Origin of the sequence: Planococcus lenghuensis, from assembly GCF_001999905.1 — a bacterium.
Taxonomy (GTDB): Bacteria; Bacillota; Bacilli; order Bacillales_A; family Planococcaceae; genus Indiicoccus; species Indiicoccus lenghuensis.
Genome location: NZ_CP019640.1, coordinates 3,032,228 through 3,048,844 on the forward strand (window position 1 = coordinate 3,032,228; position 16,617 = coordinate 3,048,844).

The window sequence follows — 16,617 nt, forward strand, 5'->3', positions numbered from 1 at the left end:
CAGCAAAGAATCTATGGGATTTCCCCTCCTCATTATGTGCTTAACTAAAAAAGAGCAGATGCACAGATTTTCACCGCTTTTCTGCTCTGTATTCGACTAGTATATCTTTTTTATTACCCGAGGGGAAAACCTTTAACCTGAAATATCTCCTTTTCGTATGTTATACTGATATCAAAAATTAGGTGATTATGATGACTAGACAGGAACTGGAACGGGAAATTACCGAGCTGAAAAATGACTATATCCGCCAGCAGGGGGATATCGAAAAATTGGAGTCAACCGGCCACGGCCAAATGGTAGAGAAAGCGGAAGCGCGTCTCGAGGCGATGGAAAATCGCCTGGCAGAACTGAACCGTCAGCTCGCGAACTTGTGAGCGGCGGATTTTTTATGAAAACGCAATGGAGGAATACATGAAATGAGTTTATTGACAGTAGAAAATTTAAGTCATACATTCGGCGATCGCACGCTGTTTAAAGACGTATCATTCCGATTGGTGGAAGGCGAACATGTCGGGCTTGTCGGCGCAAATGGCGTCGGCAAATCGACGCTGATGAATATCCTGACCGGTGAATTGATCCATGACGGCGGAAAAGTCGACTGGCTGCCCAAAACACATTACGGTTACTTGGACCAGCACACCCGGCTGCAGCCGGGGCAGTCGATGCGTGAAACGCTGCAGGATGCGTTTTTGCCTTTATATGAGAAAGAAACGGAAATGAATGAGATTGCCGGACAGATGGCGGAAGCGGATCCGGATCAACTGGAAAAATTGCTGGAGGATATGGCAGAAATCCAGGATGCACTGGAAGCGGGCGATTTTTATTCACTGGATGTGAAAGTGGAGGAAATTGCGCGCGGACTCGGCTTGGATGCCATCGGTCTGGACCGGGATGTATCGACATTGTCCGGCGGTCAGCGAACGAAAGTGCTGCTCGCCAAACTGCTGCTCGAAAAACCGAAAGTGCTGCTGCTGGATGAGCCGACCAACTATTTGGATGAAGAGCATGTCACGTGGCTTTCCAATTACCTGAAAAATTACCCGCATGCTTTTCTGCTGATTTCACATGATACTGAATTCATGAGCGGGGTAACAGACGTCATTTTCCACCTGGAATTCTCAAAGCTGTCCCGCTATACTGCGACATATGAGAAATTCCTGGAATTGGCTGAATTGAATAAGCGTCAACATATCGATGCCTTTGAGAAACAGCAGGAATTCATCAAAAAGCAGGAAAATTTTATTGCCAAAAACAAGGCCCGCTACTCCACAACCGGCCGCGCGAAATCCCGTCAGAAACAGCTGGATCGGATGGAGCGGATCGACCGCCCGGAAACAGCAGCCAAGCCACAATTCGGTTTCAAGGAATCCCGAAGTCCGAGCCGGTATGTCATTGAAGCGGAAAACCTGCAGATCGGCTATGACCAGCCGCTTCTGCCGCCGTTGACGTTTGAAATTGAACGCGGCGAAAAAATTGCATTGGTCGGCATGAACGGCGTCGGAAAATCGACGTTGCTGAAAACAATGCTCGGAAAAATCCAGCCGCTCGGCGGCGACGTCATCCGCGGCGATTATTTGAATCCGAGTTACTTCGAACAGGAAGTGAAAGCCGATAACCGTACGCCGATTGAAGAGATCTGGTCAGCGTATCCGTCGATGGATCAAAGCCAAGTGCGGGGCGCGCTGGCACGCACCGGCTTGAAAAGCGAGCATATCGGCCGGCCGATGAACCAGCTGAGCGGCGGCGAGCAGGCAAAAGTGCGCCTGTGCAAGTTGATGATGGAAGAAAGTAATTGGCTGATCTTTGATGAGCCGACCAATCACTTGGATGTTGATGCCAAAGCGGAACTGAAACGCGCCATGCAGGATTTCAAAGGGACGATTGTGCTGGTCAGCCACGAACCCGAATTTTATGATGGCCTTGCGACGAAAGTCTGGAATGTCGAAGAGTGGATCAGCGCCGGCACAGTAAAATAAGTTACACAACAGGCAGTCACCAAACAGGCAGTCAATCAGCAAACTGATTGACTGCCTGTTTTTCGTTAAAGGTGAATCTGAATTGGACAAGAAAGGAGTAGATTTCCCTGCTACGGGGAAAACTAACCAGAACAGTGCAAAATAAGACAGAAAGACCGGTGTTGTTTCCTGACTGTGCCAATAATTGACAAGTGAGGTGTGAATCATGATTGCGACCGAGAGCCAACCGTCAATAAAGAACCATGTCTACGCGCTGATTGTCTTGAATATGCTCGACGGGATCCTCACATATATCGGGATCACATCGGGCTTTATAACAGAAGGCAATCCGCTGTTAAGTGCCCTCTCTCCATTGACCATCCTGATGGGCAAGCTGCTGCTGTCACTTTGTCTCTATGGGTTGCTTTTTACGTCGTTCGCTTCAATCCGGTCCCGCTTGTGGCGCTACGGCCTGATCGCGGCAAATTCATTATACTCCATGATTTTACTTCTCCATCTGCTCTGGCTCTATCTACTGCTCCTGTAATACCTTGCCCAGCATGAAAAAATCTTGAGCCTCCACTCCCGCCTCCAAGTTAATAGGTCGTGAATTTCAGCAGTTTCTGAACGCCGTAAACGCCGCGCTGAAGAAACGTCAGATCGCTTTGATATGCTTCTGCCTCCAGTGTATAAAGGGCATCTTCATTATTCCAGAGCCGGGTGAAATATGCTTCCATGCTTCGGACGAGTTCGCTGTCGTTCGGCGCTTCGATCCGGAGATTGCTTTCCACATTGTAATCGTCGAGCGTCCGTTCCGTGTAATTCGATGAACCGCCGGAAATGACCGTTCTGTCATCGGTCCGGATCATAATCGTTTTTGTATGGTACTGGCCAACGACCGTATTATACCAGCGTACCTGCAGGTTATCAGATGAATCTTCCATAATCTCATGAACGACAGGCCGGTTTGGCAATCCGCTTTTTTCCCTGCCGAATGCGTTTTTATTCGGATCAAGAATGATCCGCACGTCCGCTCCCCGGTCCGCTGCTCCTTCCAGTGCTCCGATGATGTCCCGCTTCGCAAGGAAATACATGCCCAGCCAGATTTCGTTACCTTTTTCAGCTGTTTCGATGTCTCCCAGCAGCGATTTCAGTGTCTGCTGCTCTGTCAGATATTGCACGCGGTACGGTCCTTCTTGCGCTTTGCTGTCTGTCCGCGGCAGTTCCGGGCCGCCCGAAAATAGGGACACCGCTTCTTCCGCTTCCAGCATGTCATTCAGCACCGGGCCGCTCACTTTAAAGGCCATATTCCCATGGAAACCACTGGCATTATGGGGGTTTGCCGAACTGACAATCGCTTCCGATTCCGTGATCACTGCCTTCCGATGATTCGCTTTAATATTGAGCATGGTTAAATAGGAAGGAAGCGTCATATCCGGTGCATCTTTCGCCATCGGATTTGAGACGCCCCACTCGCCGGGATTATACGGCCATTGAAAAAATAGCCGATACAGCCCTGAATACAGGGGAAAGGAATCACGCAATTTATCGAGATCCGTGTAGATCACTTCAATTCCTGCCTGTTCCAATTCCGCCAAATGCGGACTGTCATAGGAACCGTAGCCGGTATTTAAGGGATCCGTGATAAAGTAAATCGGCATATCCGGTTTCTGTTCTTTTTTATCGACCAGGCGGGCAGTCAGCGTCTCTGCGATCGCCGGATATTCTTTTCCTTCCATTCCATAATGATCAAATAGGAAGAAATCGAGAACGATAAATTCTTCTGCCCGGTCGATCACTCCGTATACTTCCTCGAAAATCCGGAGTTCATGCTGCAGATCAGTCCCTTTCTCGTCCTGGGCAAATGACAGGTCCGCAATCATCTCAACTGTTTCGGCTTCCCGGAGTTCTCCCGCATATGATAATCCAGCCGGCAGCGGCTTAAATGTATGCCATGCGATCACAGCCAGATACAGAACGGCGAATAAAGCGATTCCAACCAACAGGCCTTTCTTTTTACCGTTCATTTTACGGGCCGGCTTTCGGCTCATGGTCCATCTCCTCCTGATTCATCATCATCAGCCGACTGATTACAGAAAGACCGGTCCCTGACAGGCGGAACCGGTCTTATATCAGTATGTGGTGATTTTCAATAATTTCTGCACAGCATAGACGCCCCGCTCCAGCGGTGTCAGCCGGCTCTGATAAGCGGTATCATCCAGCGTGAAAATGCCGTCTTCATTGTTCCATAACCGCTTGAAATAGGCTTCCAGGCTCTGTACCAGATCACTGTCATTTGGCGCCTCAATCCGGAGATTGCTTTCGATGTTATGGTTATCGAGCGATCTTGACGAAAAATTGGAAGATCCCCCGGATATGACGGTTTTACCGGCCATCCGGACCAAGGTAGTCTTCGTGTGGAATTCTTCGTCAATGACGTTATACCAGCGGAGCTGAAGATTCTCCAGCCCTGTCTCCCGCAGTTCTTTCGCGACTGGTCGGTTCGGCAGCCCCCGCTGATTTCTGCCGAACGCAGTTTTGTTCGGATCGAGGATCAGCCGCACATCCACACCGCGTTTCGCTGCACTTTTCAACGCATTGATCACTTCCCGTTCCGCCAAATACAGCATTGCCAGCCAGATTGCATCCCCTTCCTCAGTTGCTGTAATGTCCTGGAGCAGGGCTTTCAGTACTTCATGTTCCGTCAGATACTGCACTTTATACTCCCCGCGTTCTTCTCCGGGCTCCGTCCGCGGCAGTACCGGTCCGCCGGACATCAGGGAAACCGCTTCTTCCGCTTCCAGCAAGTCCTTCAGCACCGGCCCGGTGACCCGAAATGCCATATTATCATTATAGCCGTCAGGGTCATGCGGATTGGCTGAACTGATGATCGCTTCGGATTCTGTAATGATCGCTTTCCGGTGATTCGCTTTGATATTCAGAAGCGTCAGGAAAGATGATAGGGTCATATCCGGCGCATCGCCTGCGATGGGATTTGAGATCCATCCCTCTCCGCCGTTATCCGGCCATTGCACCAGCAGCCGGTACAGGCCAGAATACAGCGGGATGGAATCGCGCAATTTATCCAAATCAGTGTAAATAACCTCCACACCGGCTTCTTTGAGTTTGCTGAATTCCGGCAGTTCATATGAGCCATATCCCGAATTAAGCGGATCGGTGATGAAATAAATCGGCATGTCCGGGGATGCTTCTTTTTTAGCTAACAATCGGCTGACCAGGTTTTCCGCAATAGCCGGATACTCTTTTCCTTCCGCGCCGTAACGGCCGAGCATGAAAAAATCGAGTACGATAAACTGCTCCGCCCGGTCAATCACTTGATAGATTTCCTGAAAAATCTGCGCTTCACGTTTTGTCCGCTTGCCTTCCCGGTCTTCCACGTATGTAAGATCCGTCAGCATATCAATCGTTTCCGCCCGGTGAAGTCTCCCCTGATAGGCCAAGCCTTTCGGAATCGGTTTGATAAATGAGTTCCAGGCTGCAGCCGCCACGTAAGATACCGCCAGTACAGACAGTGTGCCGGTCAGCCACTTTCTGCCGTCAGTCAGTTTCGCTTTCATACGTCAGCCCCCCGTCCTATTTATCTATACAGTAGCAGAAGCTGTCTGCATACACAAAAAAGCCGGCTGAACCGGCTGCTGTTTAAGCGGTCATCACATAATCCCGGGTTTGACTGTCTGCCAGCAGCAATTCTTTCAATCGCTGTTTTGCCCGGAAGAGGCGGGATTTCACTGTTCCAACCGACACTTTCATTTCATCCGCAATTTCATTCAGTGATAATTGGTGCACATAGAAATAAAGAATGGTCGTGCGGTAAATGCCATCAAGTTCGGCAATTTTATGCTGCAGCAGAACTGCCGCGTCATGTTTTTCCGCAGTTTCTTCCGCTCCCGCTTCATCTGAAGGCACCAAATCCAGAATCGAAATATCCAGGCCTTCCGGTTGCTGCATCACGTGTTTCGAACGCCGGACATTTTTACGGTAGCGATCCCGGAATGTATTCATGCAGACTGTCGTCAGCCAGGCTTTGGCATGTTCAATCTGATCGATCTGTGACTTCGAACGCACGACTTTCAGCCAGACTTCCTGCATCAGATCCTCCGCTTCATCCTTGTTGCGTGTCAGTTTCAGGCAAAGGTGATAGAGATAACGGTTATATTCATTATATAGGCTTTCCATTGTATTGCCCCCATTCGGTTGTTCTGTTAAGACCAGTTTGCCAGAATGGTGCCTTACCCTCTATCGGATTCGCTTTCAATTGACTTACAAAAATGTAAGCACAAAAAAAGCCCTCACATCCTGTGAAGGCATTAAACCGGAACTTCCATTGAATTTTTCGTAATGGTCAGCCGCACAATCTTATTGCGGTCGACTTCATTAACTGTCACGTGAAGATTTTCGAATTCAAATTCTTCCCCTTCATCCGGAACATGACCCAATTGCTGCAGCACGAACCCGGCTACTGTATCGTGGTCATCCTCGGGCAGTTCAATATTGAAGATTTCATTGACATCTTCAATTTCCAGCCGCCCGTGACAGGAAATCCGATTTTCTGTCACAGTATAGATAAGCGTTTCATCTTCTTTATCGGTTTCATCTTCAATGTCTTTCCCGATCATCTCTTCGATGATATCTTCCGTCGTCACAAGTCCAAGCGTCCCGCCGTATTCATCCAGCACAATTGCCATGTGCTTCTTTCTGGCCAGCATCATGCGGAACACTTTTTCGACACTCACGCTCTGTACAACGAATAACGGGTTTGCATCCATCAATTCTTCAAGTGTCAGGCCCGGATTCATCGACCACTCGATCAGCCGCTTCGTAAAGAACAGGCCGACGATATTATCCATATTTTCTTCATAAACAGGATAACGGGTATAGGAATGGCTCAAAATGATATCCCGGACTTCTTCATACGTCGAATCAGCGGGGATGCCGACTGTATCCGTCCGGTGTGTTTCCATCACGTCGGAAACATCCTTGGAGGAAAAATCAAGCATACCCATCAGGCGAAGGGATTCTTCTTCTTCAAACGTCCCTTCACTCGATGCAATGTCAACCATTGAACGCAGTTCTTCTTTCGTTATCGTCGCTTCCTTCACCTGTCCCCGCGAAATAAGGCGGATGAAAATGTTGGTGAATTGGGACAGAATCCACGTCAGCGGACGCAGAACAACAACCATCGCGGATATGACAGGCGCAACGATATAAGCGACCTTGTCTGCGAATGTGGCCGCAATCGTCTTCGGCAGCACTTCACCGAAAATGATCAGGATCACTGTCAGCACACCGGTCGCCACTCCGACTTCCCAGCCTCTCGTGATGGCAATTGTCGTAACCAGCGTCGGCAGCATAATATTCGCGATATTATTTCCAATCAGAATTGTCGTGATCATTCGGTCCGGCTTCGATATAAGTTTCAGCAGGCGCTGAGCTGCAGCATCATCATCTCCCTGCTCTGCCCGAAGCTGGACCTTCATCCTGTTAACTGCAGTGAGTGCAGTCTCGCTTCCTGACAGGAAAAACGACATCATCAAGAAAAACGCGAGTGCTATGAACAAATTTGTTTCCTCCAGTATAAAATTCGAAAATTAAAGTAAGCTTTCCGCTCTGCGGAATTTCCGAGCTCTTTCTCTGTTCCTGATTATATCACAGGTCTTTTGCTGATGTCGAAAACACTGTTCGGTATGCTATACTATTTCCAAACTCGAACCATTTTGAATTGGAGGCATAAATTTGAATCAGGAACTGGATCTTTATTTCAAACGAAACCGCGAAGAACACTTGGATGAACTGAAGTCATTCCTTCGCATCTCTTCCATCAGTTCACTCAACGAGCATAAACAGGATACGCGGAAAGCTGCTGAATGGCTGAAAAACGCCTTGGAACAGGCGGGACTCGAACATGTTTCCATTGATGAGACAGCCGGGCACCCGGTCGTCTATGCCGACTGGCTGAACGCACCCGGCAAACCGACCGTCCTTGTGTACGGCCATTACGATGTGCAGCCGGTGGATCCGCTGCATTTATGGGAAACCCCGCCGTTCGACCCGCACGTGCGTGACAATAAATTGTATGCGCGCGGCGCAAGTGACGACAAGGGCCAGACTTTCATGCATATCAAGACTGCTGAAGCGCTGCTGAAACTGAACGGCGAGCTGCCCGTCAATATGAAATTCATCATTGAAGGCGAAGAAGAAATCGGAAGTCCGAATCTCCCGGTTTATGTGGAGGAAAACAAAGAAAAACTGGCAGCGGATCTGATTGTCATCTCCGACACCGGCATGCAGGGGCCGGGCCGGCCGGCGGTCTGCTATGGACTGCGCGGTCTAGCGGGCATCCAGATTGATGTGAAAGGGCCAAAAGGCGACCTCCACTCCGGCTTGTATGGCGGCGCTGTTCAGAATCCGATTCACGCAGTGGCAGATATTGTCGCTTCGTTCCATGATCAGGAAGGGACAGTTCAAGTTGATGGTTTTTATGATGACGTGCGGCCGCTGAAAGATGAAGAACGCACAGCTTACCGTGAACTGGATTTCGACTTGGAAGCGGAAAAGAAAGCGCTTGGCATTACGGAGGATTTTGGTGAATCCGGTTATTCATTCCTTGAACGGACATGGGTCCGCCCGACACTTGAAATCAATGGCATCTTCGGCGGGTTCTCAGGTGAAGGCATCAAAACAGTCATCCCATCAGAAGCGGGGGCAAAGATCACATGCCGGCTCGTCCCTGACCAGAAACCCGATGACATTATTGCGAAACTCCGCGCTCATGTGGATGCGCATCTGCCGCCGGGCGTTACAGTTACTATTACGGAATTCGACAAAGGAACGCCGTTCATCACGCCATTCGATCATCCGGCGATTCAGGCGGCCGGCCGTTCTTATGAAAAAGTGTACAATGTGCCGACTGTTTATACGCGCATGGGCGGATCGGTTCCGATTGTTGCGGAATTCGACCGCATCCTCGGCCTGCCGGTCGTGCTGATGGGCTTCGGCTTATCCACTGAGAATTTTCATGCACCGAATGAACATTTCCACCTGGAGAACTTTGACAAAGGGCTCCGGGTCATCGGAGATTATTTATCTGAAGCCGCTAAACTTTAATAGGGCTCATTAAGAAAGGACCGGGAAAATCTCCCGGTCCTTTCTGTATTAATTAAAGCGGGACACCGCCGTTGATATGAAGCACTTGTCCGGTTACATACGATGAGTCATCCGATGCAAAGTAGACATAGCCCGGTGCCAGTTCGTCCGGCTGGCCCGGCCGTTTCATCGGTACGTTCTTACCGAATTCATCCACTTTTTCCTCTCCGAATGTTGACGGAATGAGCGGAGTCCAGATCGGTCCCGGCGCTACGCAATTCACCCGGATGCCTTTTTCGACAAGCGACCCGGAAAGCGAGCGGGTAAATGCCAGAATCGCACCTTTCGTCGAAGAATAGTCAATCAGACTCGGTTCCCCGCGGAATGCGGTGATGGATGTTGTGTTGATGATCGAGCTCCCTGACTTCAAATGCTTCAGTGCCGCTTTCGTCAAGTGGAACATGCCGAATACATTAGTCCGGAACGTTCGCTCCAGCTGCTCTGCGGTTATATCTTCAAGAGAGGGCTGCGGATGCTGTTCAGCTGCGTTATTAACTAGCACATCGAGTTTACCGTATTGGTTAATTGTCTGCTTCAGCACTTCCTCACTGAATGACTCTTCGCCTAAATCACCGGAAATCAGCAGGCAGCGCTGCCCTTCCTGTTCGACCAGCTTCTTTGTTTCTGCTGCATCATCATGTTCATCCAAAAATACAATGGCCACATCAGCGCCCTCTTTTGCAAAAGCAATGGCAACTGCCCGGCCGATGCCGCTGTCCCCTCCGGTGATCAATGCCGTCTTCCCTGCCAGCCGCTGCGCTTTGCCGGCTAAGTTCTCCCGGAAATCCGGACGGGGCGTCATGCCGGATTCTATACCCGGCTGTCTCTCCTGCTCCTGCGCGGGGATATCTGTCGGTTTATTTTTCTCCATCATCAACTCACCCTTCCTGATCATTTTACTTTCTTTGGTCAGTTTTCCCCTTCTTCCTTTACTTAAACCGGCAGAATGTGCTGAAATAAAGTACAGTAGCAACGACTGACTGAAAGGCGGGGATTCCCATTCCATTTGTTACATTCGAGGCCTGGCGTAATATTGCAAGCATCTTCTTCTTTTTGAATATCATATTGGCAGTAATTATCGTGTTTCGTGAAAGGAAAACCCCTTCGTCCACATGGGCATGGCTGATGGTCCTGTTCTTCCTGCCTGTGATCGGTTTCTTTCTTTATCTATTCTTCGGCCGCTCATTTAAAAAAGAGAGACTCAAACAGCAGTCCACTTATTTTAATGATGAGCTAGCAAAGGCGGCCGATGATCAGCTGCATGCAGTGACCACTGGCGCTTTTCAGCACCCTGTATCCGTTACGCAGGAGCTTGAAGGACTGGTCCGGATGAATCTGCAAACAGCTCCAGCCCTGCTGACGTTCAATAACCGAATCAGTATTTTTTCCGACGGCAGAGATAAATTTGATGCGCTTTTTGAAGATATCCGGAACGCCAAAGATCATATTCACATGGAATATTACATCATCCGAAAAGATGCGCTGGCTCAGAAACTGCTGGATCTGCTGACTCAAAAAGCAAAAGAAGGCGTCAAAACACTGTTCTTGTATGATGATGTCGGCTCGCATTCGGTCAACGATGCGTTCCTGGCGGAATTCAGAGAGGCGGGCGGCAAGGCTGCACCGTTCATGCCTTCCAGGCTGCCCGTCATTAATACGAATATGAATTATCGGAATCACCGGAAAATCGTAGTCATAGACGGAATGATTTCCTATACCGGCGGGTTCAATGTCGGCGAAGAGTATTTGGGGGAAAAACCGAAGTTCGGCTATTGGCGGGATACCCATCTTCGGATTACAGGCGGTGCTGTACACACACTTCAGCACCGGTTCCTGCTGGATTGGAATGAAGCTTCAAACAGCCATCCGGTTAAATTTGCCTTTGAATACTTCCCCCCGTCGCCTGACCGCAAAGGTGCAGCCATGCAGATTGTGGCGAGCGGGCCCGATGAACGGCATACACAAGTTAAAAACGGCTTGCTGAAGCTCATAGCCAGTGCGCAGCAATCCATTTATATCCAGACCCCTTATTTCGTGCCGGAACAGACGATCATTGATGCCTTGCAAGTCGCATCGCTGAGCGGAATCGATGTCCGGATGATGATTCCGGACAAGTCGGATCACCCGTTTGTCCATTCGGCAACACTGTCATTTGTAGGCGATTTACTGGATGCAGGTGTACAGGTATATGCATACCATAATGGTTTCCTCCACGCTAAAATGATGATAATCGATGGCAAAGCCTTTACACTCGGTTCTGCCAATATGGATGTCCGGAGTTTTAAATTGAACTTCGAAGTTAATGCATTCATTTTTGACCGGGAGACAACGGAAGCGATGACAGAAGTATTCTTCCGGGACATGGAACTCACCAGTCAGCTGACCCAGGAGTATTTTGACAGCCGGTCGCTGTTCAAGCGCATCAGGCATCGTTTCGCCCGGCTGATGGCTCCGCTGCTGTGAATTTCCAAGACTGCTCCTATTATAAGGGCCAGTCTTTCTTTTATGATTCTTTTGTCACAACTAAACTTACTGTAAAGCCAGGAACCCGTTCCGAAAGTGATCATATCCGTCTAAACTCCCGTTTTTTCTCTGTCCCTTTTACGCATGGTATGCTATATTTTGGTTACTGAATCTTCAATAAGATGGGAATGGTTCCGATGAAAAAACCGCTTGCTTGGATTACTGATTCGATGGGATTCATAACAGAAGAACTGAAAGAGCATCCGGATGTATACGTAGTGCCGCTTAATATTCATTTTGGGCAGGAAACTTTTGAAGATGCAGTTGATTTAACTTCAGAAGAATTGTATGACCGGCTTCGGGGGGCTGAGGAATTCCCGAAGACCTCTCAGCCTTCCGCCGGAAAATTTGCCGAGCTGTATAACCGTCTGAAGGAAGAGTACGAGTGCGCGATCGCCGTTCATGGCTCTTCCCGGTTAAGTGGCACACTGGCCTCTTCCGTCGCCGGTGCCGAAATGGCGGACTTTCCTCTCTATGCCGTTGATTCGCTGGCCCTCTCCTATGGGATGACAGGACTGATTGAACGCGGCTTTTACCTGCAGGAGCAGGGATTGGTGCCTGAAAAAATCGCAGCTCAGCTGCAGAATGAGACAGTGGATTTCCGGAATTTCATCACGATCGGCAACCTGTCGCAATTGTATAAAGGCGGACGGATGAATGGGGTCCAGTATTATCTGGGAAGCCTGCTGAAAGTGAAACCGATCGTCCAAATTACGGAAGAAGGTGAATTGGCACCAATCGACAAAGTCAGATCACAGAAAAAAGCGATGCAGTACCTCGTTGACCGGGCAACCGAAAGTTACCGTGAACACGGTTCTTCCAAGTTCCAGATATTGCATGCCAATGTCATTGCGGAAGCTGTAGAACTGCGTGAAGAAATATTAAAAGTTGTGCCGCACGCCCATATACTGATCGGTGAACTCAGCACGGTGCTGGTCGTCCATGCAGGTGAAGGAACAATCGCCCTTCTCTGGCGCAGTGAGCCTGCCATTTATAAGTAAGTCGAACAGGACTCACTATGCCATCTGTCAACAGATAGTCCAGCATTCATCTGCTGCAATGGCAGCAGCAACGTATCGCGTGAGGTGGTAGACATGCAACACTTGGAACGGGAAATCACAGATCCTGTTTTGCTCTGTGACACGAAAGGACAGCTGAACCCAAATGCCATTGGATTCGCCCGGAAGCCGCTGATTGAAAGCAATTTACGGGGGCATTTTCTGCGGAAGAAAAGATGGAATTACTGGTGCATTTTCGGAACTGAAATCGTGTTCTCTGTCACTGTCAGTCATTTTGATTATGCCGCAGCCTGCTCTGTGTATTTCCTGAATTACGAAAATCAGCGGTTCTATGAAAAATCTCTTATCCTGCCTTTTGCAAAAAGCATGAAACTGGCACCGAAAGCTTTTGAGGAATACCGCTTTTCCCATGAAGGACTGATAATTGAATTGATTGAGCGAAAAAATCAAACATTCATGTCAGTTAAAACGCAGGATTTTGACGGGGAACCGCTGCAGGCTGATCTTAAGATCGATCACCCAGCTTCACGTGATTCACTGAATGTCGTTATTCCAAGGAACCGCAATCTATTCCAGCTGACCGGCAAGCATCTTAATTTACCCGTTAGCGGCATTGTCCGAATCGGAGATCAGCCCTTTACATTCGATCCGGCTGACAGTTTTGCTGTATTGGACTGCAGCCGCGGTGTGTGGCCCCGGGAAACGGCAAAAAACTGGGCTGTGGCCTCACAGCTGGTATTCGGTAAAGAAATCGGACTGAATTTTGGCGGCAAGTGGACGGATGGAAGCGGAATGACAGAAAATGCTTTTATCGTGGATGGCAGACTGACAAAGATCCATGAAGATGTCTTATTCAATTATGTTAAATCCGATTACACCGCTCCCTGGGAAATACAGACGAAATTCTCAGATGATGTCCACCTGACTTTCACGCCTTTTTTCGAACGGACGGCTGAAAGTAATTTACGGCTTCTGAAATCCGAAGTCCATCAGCTGTTCGGCTACTTTAATGGTTATGTCCGCTATGCGGATGGCCGGAAGCTTAGAATTCGGCAGCTGCTTGGCGCTGTGGAAGAACAGTATGCCAAATGGTAACCAGAAAAGCTGCTGTACAACTCGCTCTAATACTAATAAAAGTGGACTGTCCAAAAAGTCTAACCGACATGCTGACACAGCTTTTTTATCCCCCGGCCCGGGTTGCAAAACCGGACGCTTCCGGAACGGCCACAATCCATCTGAAAAAAAACCAAAAAAAAGCGGGAAGGGGAACAAATTGTCCTCTTTCCGCTTTCTGTATGATCAGGCTGATTCGTTCGAGCAAAAACAGGACGGCCGAGCGTTTGCGCAGCGAGTGCCGTTTCAAAAAGTTCCGCGGATATGATGAACTGCAAAGCTTTTTGGATACCCTCTTTCAGGTGCTGGTTAAATTGATTGGCCGGCCGGATTACCGGCACTGTCACAGTTCTGTGCGAATGGCCCACAGTTCAGGGAAAAATGATTGATCCAGTACTTTTTTCAAATAACCGACACCGGAAGAGCCACCGGTGCCCGTCTTGAATCCGATGATCCGTTCGACTGTTTTCATATGCCGGAAACGCCATTGCTGCATCCAGTCTTCGATGTCGACCAGCTTTTCTGCCAATTGATACAGTTCCCAATAAGTTTCAGTGTTCCGGTAAACCGTTTTCCAGGCACTTTTCACACTATCATCCGGGCCGTAGGAATCGTCAGTGCGTCGGTTCAGGACAGATGAATTGATAGCAAAACCGCTTCTGCTCAATTTCCGGATGGCTGTATCATACAACCCCGGAGCATTATATGCAGCAACAAGCCCGCTGTGCAAATCTTCGTCTTTTTCATAAATCTTCAGTACATGCGCCGTTTTATAACCGAGTGCGAATTCAATCAGCCGGTATTGGTATGACTGAAAACCGCTTGCGTTGCCCAGCGCGTCACGAAATCCCATATATTCAGCAGGCGTCATCGTCGCCAGCACATCCCAGGCTTTAATGATCTGCTCCTGAATTTTTGATACCCGCGCCAATTGCTTGAATGCCGGCTGGAGATCATCCTGATCGATGTGCCGGACGGCAGCACGGAGTTCATGCAGAATGAGTTTCATCCATAATTCGGAAACCTGATGGATGATGATGAACAACGTTTCATCATGATGACCGCTCAGCCCCTGCTGCGCATCCAGCAGCTTGTCCAAATGCAAATACTCGCTGTACGTCATTTCATCTTTAAAATCGGTACGGATGTTTCCATCACGATTGGTCATGCCCTGACAACCTTTCTGTCTCATCTTCGGCTCGGCTTCTCTTCATCCATTGTACCCTTTTCGACGGGGTACCGGCATCCGCCTTATGATTGATTTGGCGAAAAACGGGAATACGTACTGTAACGAGAATTGTTTTTTGAAAGGATGAGGATGAATGGGACGGAATAAATACCGGTTCATGGCCGGAATTGCCATCTCCTCTGTCATGGTGCTTGGTGCGTGCGACAGAGGTGACGTAGTAACTGAACATGTCGGTGATGAGTCGCCGACGCCGGCAAATACACCGGAGGAAGCAGATCCTGCGGGTGGGGTCGATGAGCCGGGCGGCGTTACTTTCGGCTTTACTGATTTTGTCGTGGAAGCGGAGTTCGCTGAAGGTGAGGAATTGTACGCGAGCTATGAAGAGGAGCGGGATCAGGTCGTAGCGGAATACAGAAATGACCTGGAAGGCGAGACATTTGAAGGCAACGAAGCGTGGGATGAACTCGAACCCGTCATTGAAGGAATTGAAATCGATCCGGAAACCCCCGACGAAGAAGTGATCGCCTCCGTAATGGATGCTTTTGAATTGGGTGACAATGTAACTTCGCTTACGATTTCAGTTACGTATGAAGACGGAACTGACGAAGAGTATGAACTTGAAGAATAATTGATTCCGGTCGGTCGGCTTATTACTCCTTTTACCGATCGGCCGATCAATACCGATGATTCTGATTCATGTCATTTAAAGAAAAACCAATCCCCGCCGGGCAGCCACTCTGCCCGGCGGGGATTGGTTTTTTGAACTTTTTCAATCAGCCTGTGCTCTCTGGTTCCCAATAGGCCACCGTTGTTACGGGTGTAAACCCTGATCGCTCGTATAAGGCAAGCGCTTCATTTTCAGTTTCCACATCAAGCATGACATCCCGCAGTTCCATGCGGGCTGCAAGCTGCCTGCACCAGTGCAGAAACGCCTTGCCATATCCTTTTCCCTGTTCATCAGGATGGGTGCCAAAAGCTGTCACCCAAAGGTGGCCGTCTTCAGCCAGTGTAGCAGCGGATGCCACAGCGCGTCCGTCTTTTCGCATAAGCCAAACCTGCCGGGATTCATCCGCCATATTATAGGCGATCACCGGTAGCATGTTTTCATCGAACGCCGCTGTCAGCACACGCTCTGCTTCCGCCTCTTCTTCGTCAGCCAGCACAACCTCCATCCCGGAAGGAAGCTCGTAATCCCGCAGCAGCGGCGCGGCTAATTGAATTTCTTTAAAGGCCGGCTTGTATCCGAGGCTTTGAATGAACGCTGCGGCCCCTTCTTCTTCCACACATGCCGCCAATTCTCCTTCCGCCCCCCGCTGTTTAAGACCGTGACGGATTCCCTCAGCCAGCGCTGCCCCCACCGACTGCCGGCGGATATCCGGCGACACGACGGCTGACCATTCATACTGATCGAGGTTGACAATATCGATGGCTGTAGCAAATCCTTTCAATTCACCTTCCTCCGTATAAGCCAGCACAGCAAACCCCCGCACATCCGGCAGCCGCCATACGGAGGCACCGGTGACTGTGCGGTAATCGGTTCCCAGTCCGTCCAGCAGGTTGTTCATATCCCTGTCCGTTTCTTCGCTGAGCGGAAACGATTCAATGGAGAGTGCCAGTTCCATCTGCCTCTTCCTCTCTGTTTTTGTTAATCCTA

Annotated in this window: 15 protein-coding genes; 8 read left to right on the forward strand and 7 right to left on the reverse strand. The window is 49.4% G+C overall.

The genetic code is table 11. The features are described from left to right. Positions 1–191: 191 nt before the first annotated feature. The 3 genes from B0X71_RS15380 to B0X71_RS15390 all read left to right on the forward strand — a co-directional run bounded on the left by B0X71_RS15380 (position 192) and on the right by B0X71_RS15390 (position 2,502). The gene (locus B0X71_RS15380; protein WP_077590248.1) at positions 192–374 is read left to right on the forward strand and encodes an SE1832 family protein; all 183 of its coding nucleotides are present in this window, start codon (positions 192–194) and stop codon (positions 372–374) included. Between the two features lie 42 nt (positions 375–416). Continuing rightward, the gene (locus B0X71_RS15385; protein ID WP_077590249.1) at positions 417–1,976 is read left to right on the forward strand and encodes an ABC-F family ATP-binding cassette domain-containing protein; all 1,560 of its coding nucleotides are present in this window, start codon (positions 417–419) and stop codon (positions 1,974–1,976) included. A gap of 205 nt (positions 1,977–2,181) precedes the next feature. Then, positions 2,182–2,502, forward strand: a complete 321-nt coding sequence (locus B0X71_RS15390) for a DUF5658 family protein (RefSeq protein ID WP_077590250.1) — start codon at positions 2,182–2,184, stop codon at positions 2,500–2,502. 49 nt (positions 2,503–2,551) lie between these two features. On the opposite strand, the gene B0X71_RS15395 is transcribed toward B0X71_RS15390, so the two are convergent. From B0X71_RS15395 to B0X71_RS15410, 4 genes are all read right to left on the reverse strand, one after another. Then, on the reverse strand, positions 2,552–4,006 hold the full coding sequence (locus B0X71_RS15395; protein ID WP_077590251.1) for a phospholipase D family protein: 1,455 nt from the start codon (positions 4,004–4,006) through the stop codon (positions 2,552–2,554). Between the two features lie 81 nt (positions 4,007–4,087). Then, positions 4,088–5,533 carry a phospholipase D family protein gene (locus B0X71_RS15400; protein ID WP_077590252.1) on the reverse strand — a complete coding sequence of 482 codons (1,446 nt, stop codon included), beginning with the start codon at positions 5,531–5,533 and terminating at the stop codon, positions 4,088–4,090. Between the two features lie 82 nt (positions 5,534–5,615). Then, a complete protein-coding gene (locus B0X71_RS15405; protein ID WP_077590253.1) occupies positions 5,616–6,152 on the reverse strand; it encodes an RNA polymerase sigma factor in 537 nt (178 codons plus the stop codon). A gap of 131 nt (positions 6,153–6,283) precedes the next feature. Next, positions 6,284–7,534, reverse strand: coding sequence for an HlyC/CorC family transporter (locus B0X71_RS15410; protein ID WP_077590254.1), 1,251 nt, complete (start codon positions 7,532–7,534; stop codon positions 6,284–6,286). A 169-nt stretch (positions 7,535–7,703) separates the two neighbouring features. Between B0X71_RS15410 and B0X71_RS15415 the strand changes: the two genes are divergently transcribed. Further along, positions 7,704–9,080, forward strand: a complete 1,377-nt coding sequence (locus B0X71_RS15415; RefSeq protein ID WP_077590255.1) for a dipeptidase — start codon at positions 7,704–7,706, stop codon at positions 9,078–9,080. 52 nt (positions 9,081–9,132) lie between these two features. On the opposite strand, the gene B0X71_RS15420 is transcribed toward B0X71_RS15415, so the two are convergent. Continuing rightward, positions 9,133–9,990, reverse strand: coding sequence for an SDR family oxidoreductase (locus B0X71_RS15420; RefSeq protein WP_077591033.1), 858 nt, complete (start codon positions 9,988–9,990; stop codon positions 9,133–9,135). 170 nt (positions 9,991–10,160) lie between these two features. Between B0X71_RS15420 and cls the strand changes: the two genes are divergently transcribed. The 3 genes from cls to B0X71_RS15435 all read left to right on the forward strand — a co-directional run bounded on the left by cls (position 10,161) and on the right by B0X71_RS15435 (position 13,756). After that, positions 10,161–11,582, forward strand: a complete 1,422-nt coding sequence (cls, locus tag B0X71_RS15425) for a cardiolipin synthase (RefSeq protein ID WP_332309479.1) — start codon at positions 10,161–10,163, stop codon at positions 11,580–11,582. A gap of 197 nt (positions 11,583–11,779) precedes the next feature. After that, complete coding sequence (locus B0X71_RS15430) at positions 11,780–12,643, forward strand: DegV family protein (RefSeq protein WP_077590257.1); 864 nt, start codon at positions 11,780–11,782, stop codon at positions 12,641–12,643. A 93-nt stretch (positions 12,644–12,736) separates the two neighbouring features. After that, positions 12,737–13,756: a DUF2804 domain-containing protein gene (locus B0X71_RS15435; protein ID WP_077590258.1), complete on the forward strand. Its 1,020-nt coding sequence runs from the start codon at positions 12,737–12,739 to the stop codon at positions 13,754–13,756. A 361-nt stretch (positions 13,757–14,117) separates the two neighbouring features. Here B0X71_RS15435 and kynA read toward each other — a convergent pair whose 3' ends face one another. Continuing rightward, the gene (gene kynA / locus B0X71_RS15445; protein ID WP_232336712.1) at positions 14,118–14,942 is read right to left on the reverse strand and encodes a tryptophan 2,3-dioxygenase; all 825 of its coding nucleotides are present in this window, start codon (positions 14,940–14,942) and stop codon (positions 14,118–14,120) included. A gap of 154 nt (positions 14,943–15,096) precedes the next feature. Between kynA and B0X71_RS15450 the strand changes: the two genes are divergently transcribed. Further along, positions 15,097–15,591 carry a YusW family protein gene (locus tag B0X71_RS15450; protein ID WP_077590261.1) on the forward strand — a complete coding sequence of 165 codons (495 nt, stop codon included), beginning with the start codon at positions 15,097–15,099 and terminating at the stop codon, positions 15,589–15,591. Between the two features lie 145 nt (positions 15,592–15,736). On the opposite strand, the gene B0X71_RS15455 is transcribed toward B0X71_RS15450, so the two are convergent. Then, positions 15,737–16,585: a GNAT family N-acetyltransferase gene (locus B0X71_RS15455; protein ID WP_198038629.1), complete on the reverse strand. Its 849-nt coding sequence runs from the start codon at positions 16,583–16,585 to the stop codon at positions 15,737–15,739. Positions 16,586–16,617: the final 32 nt, after the last annotated feature.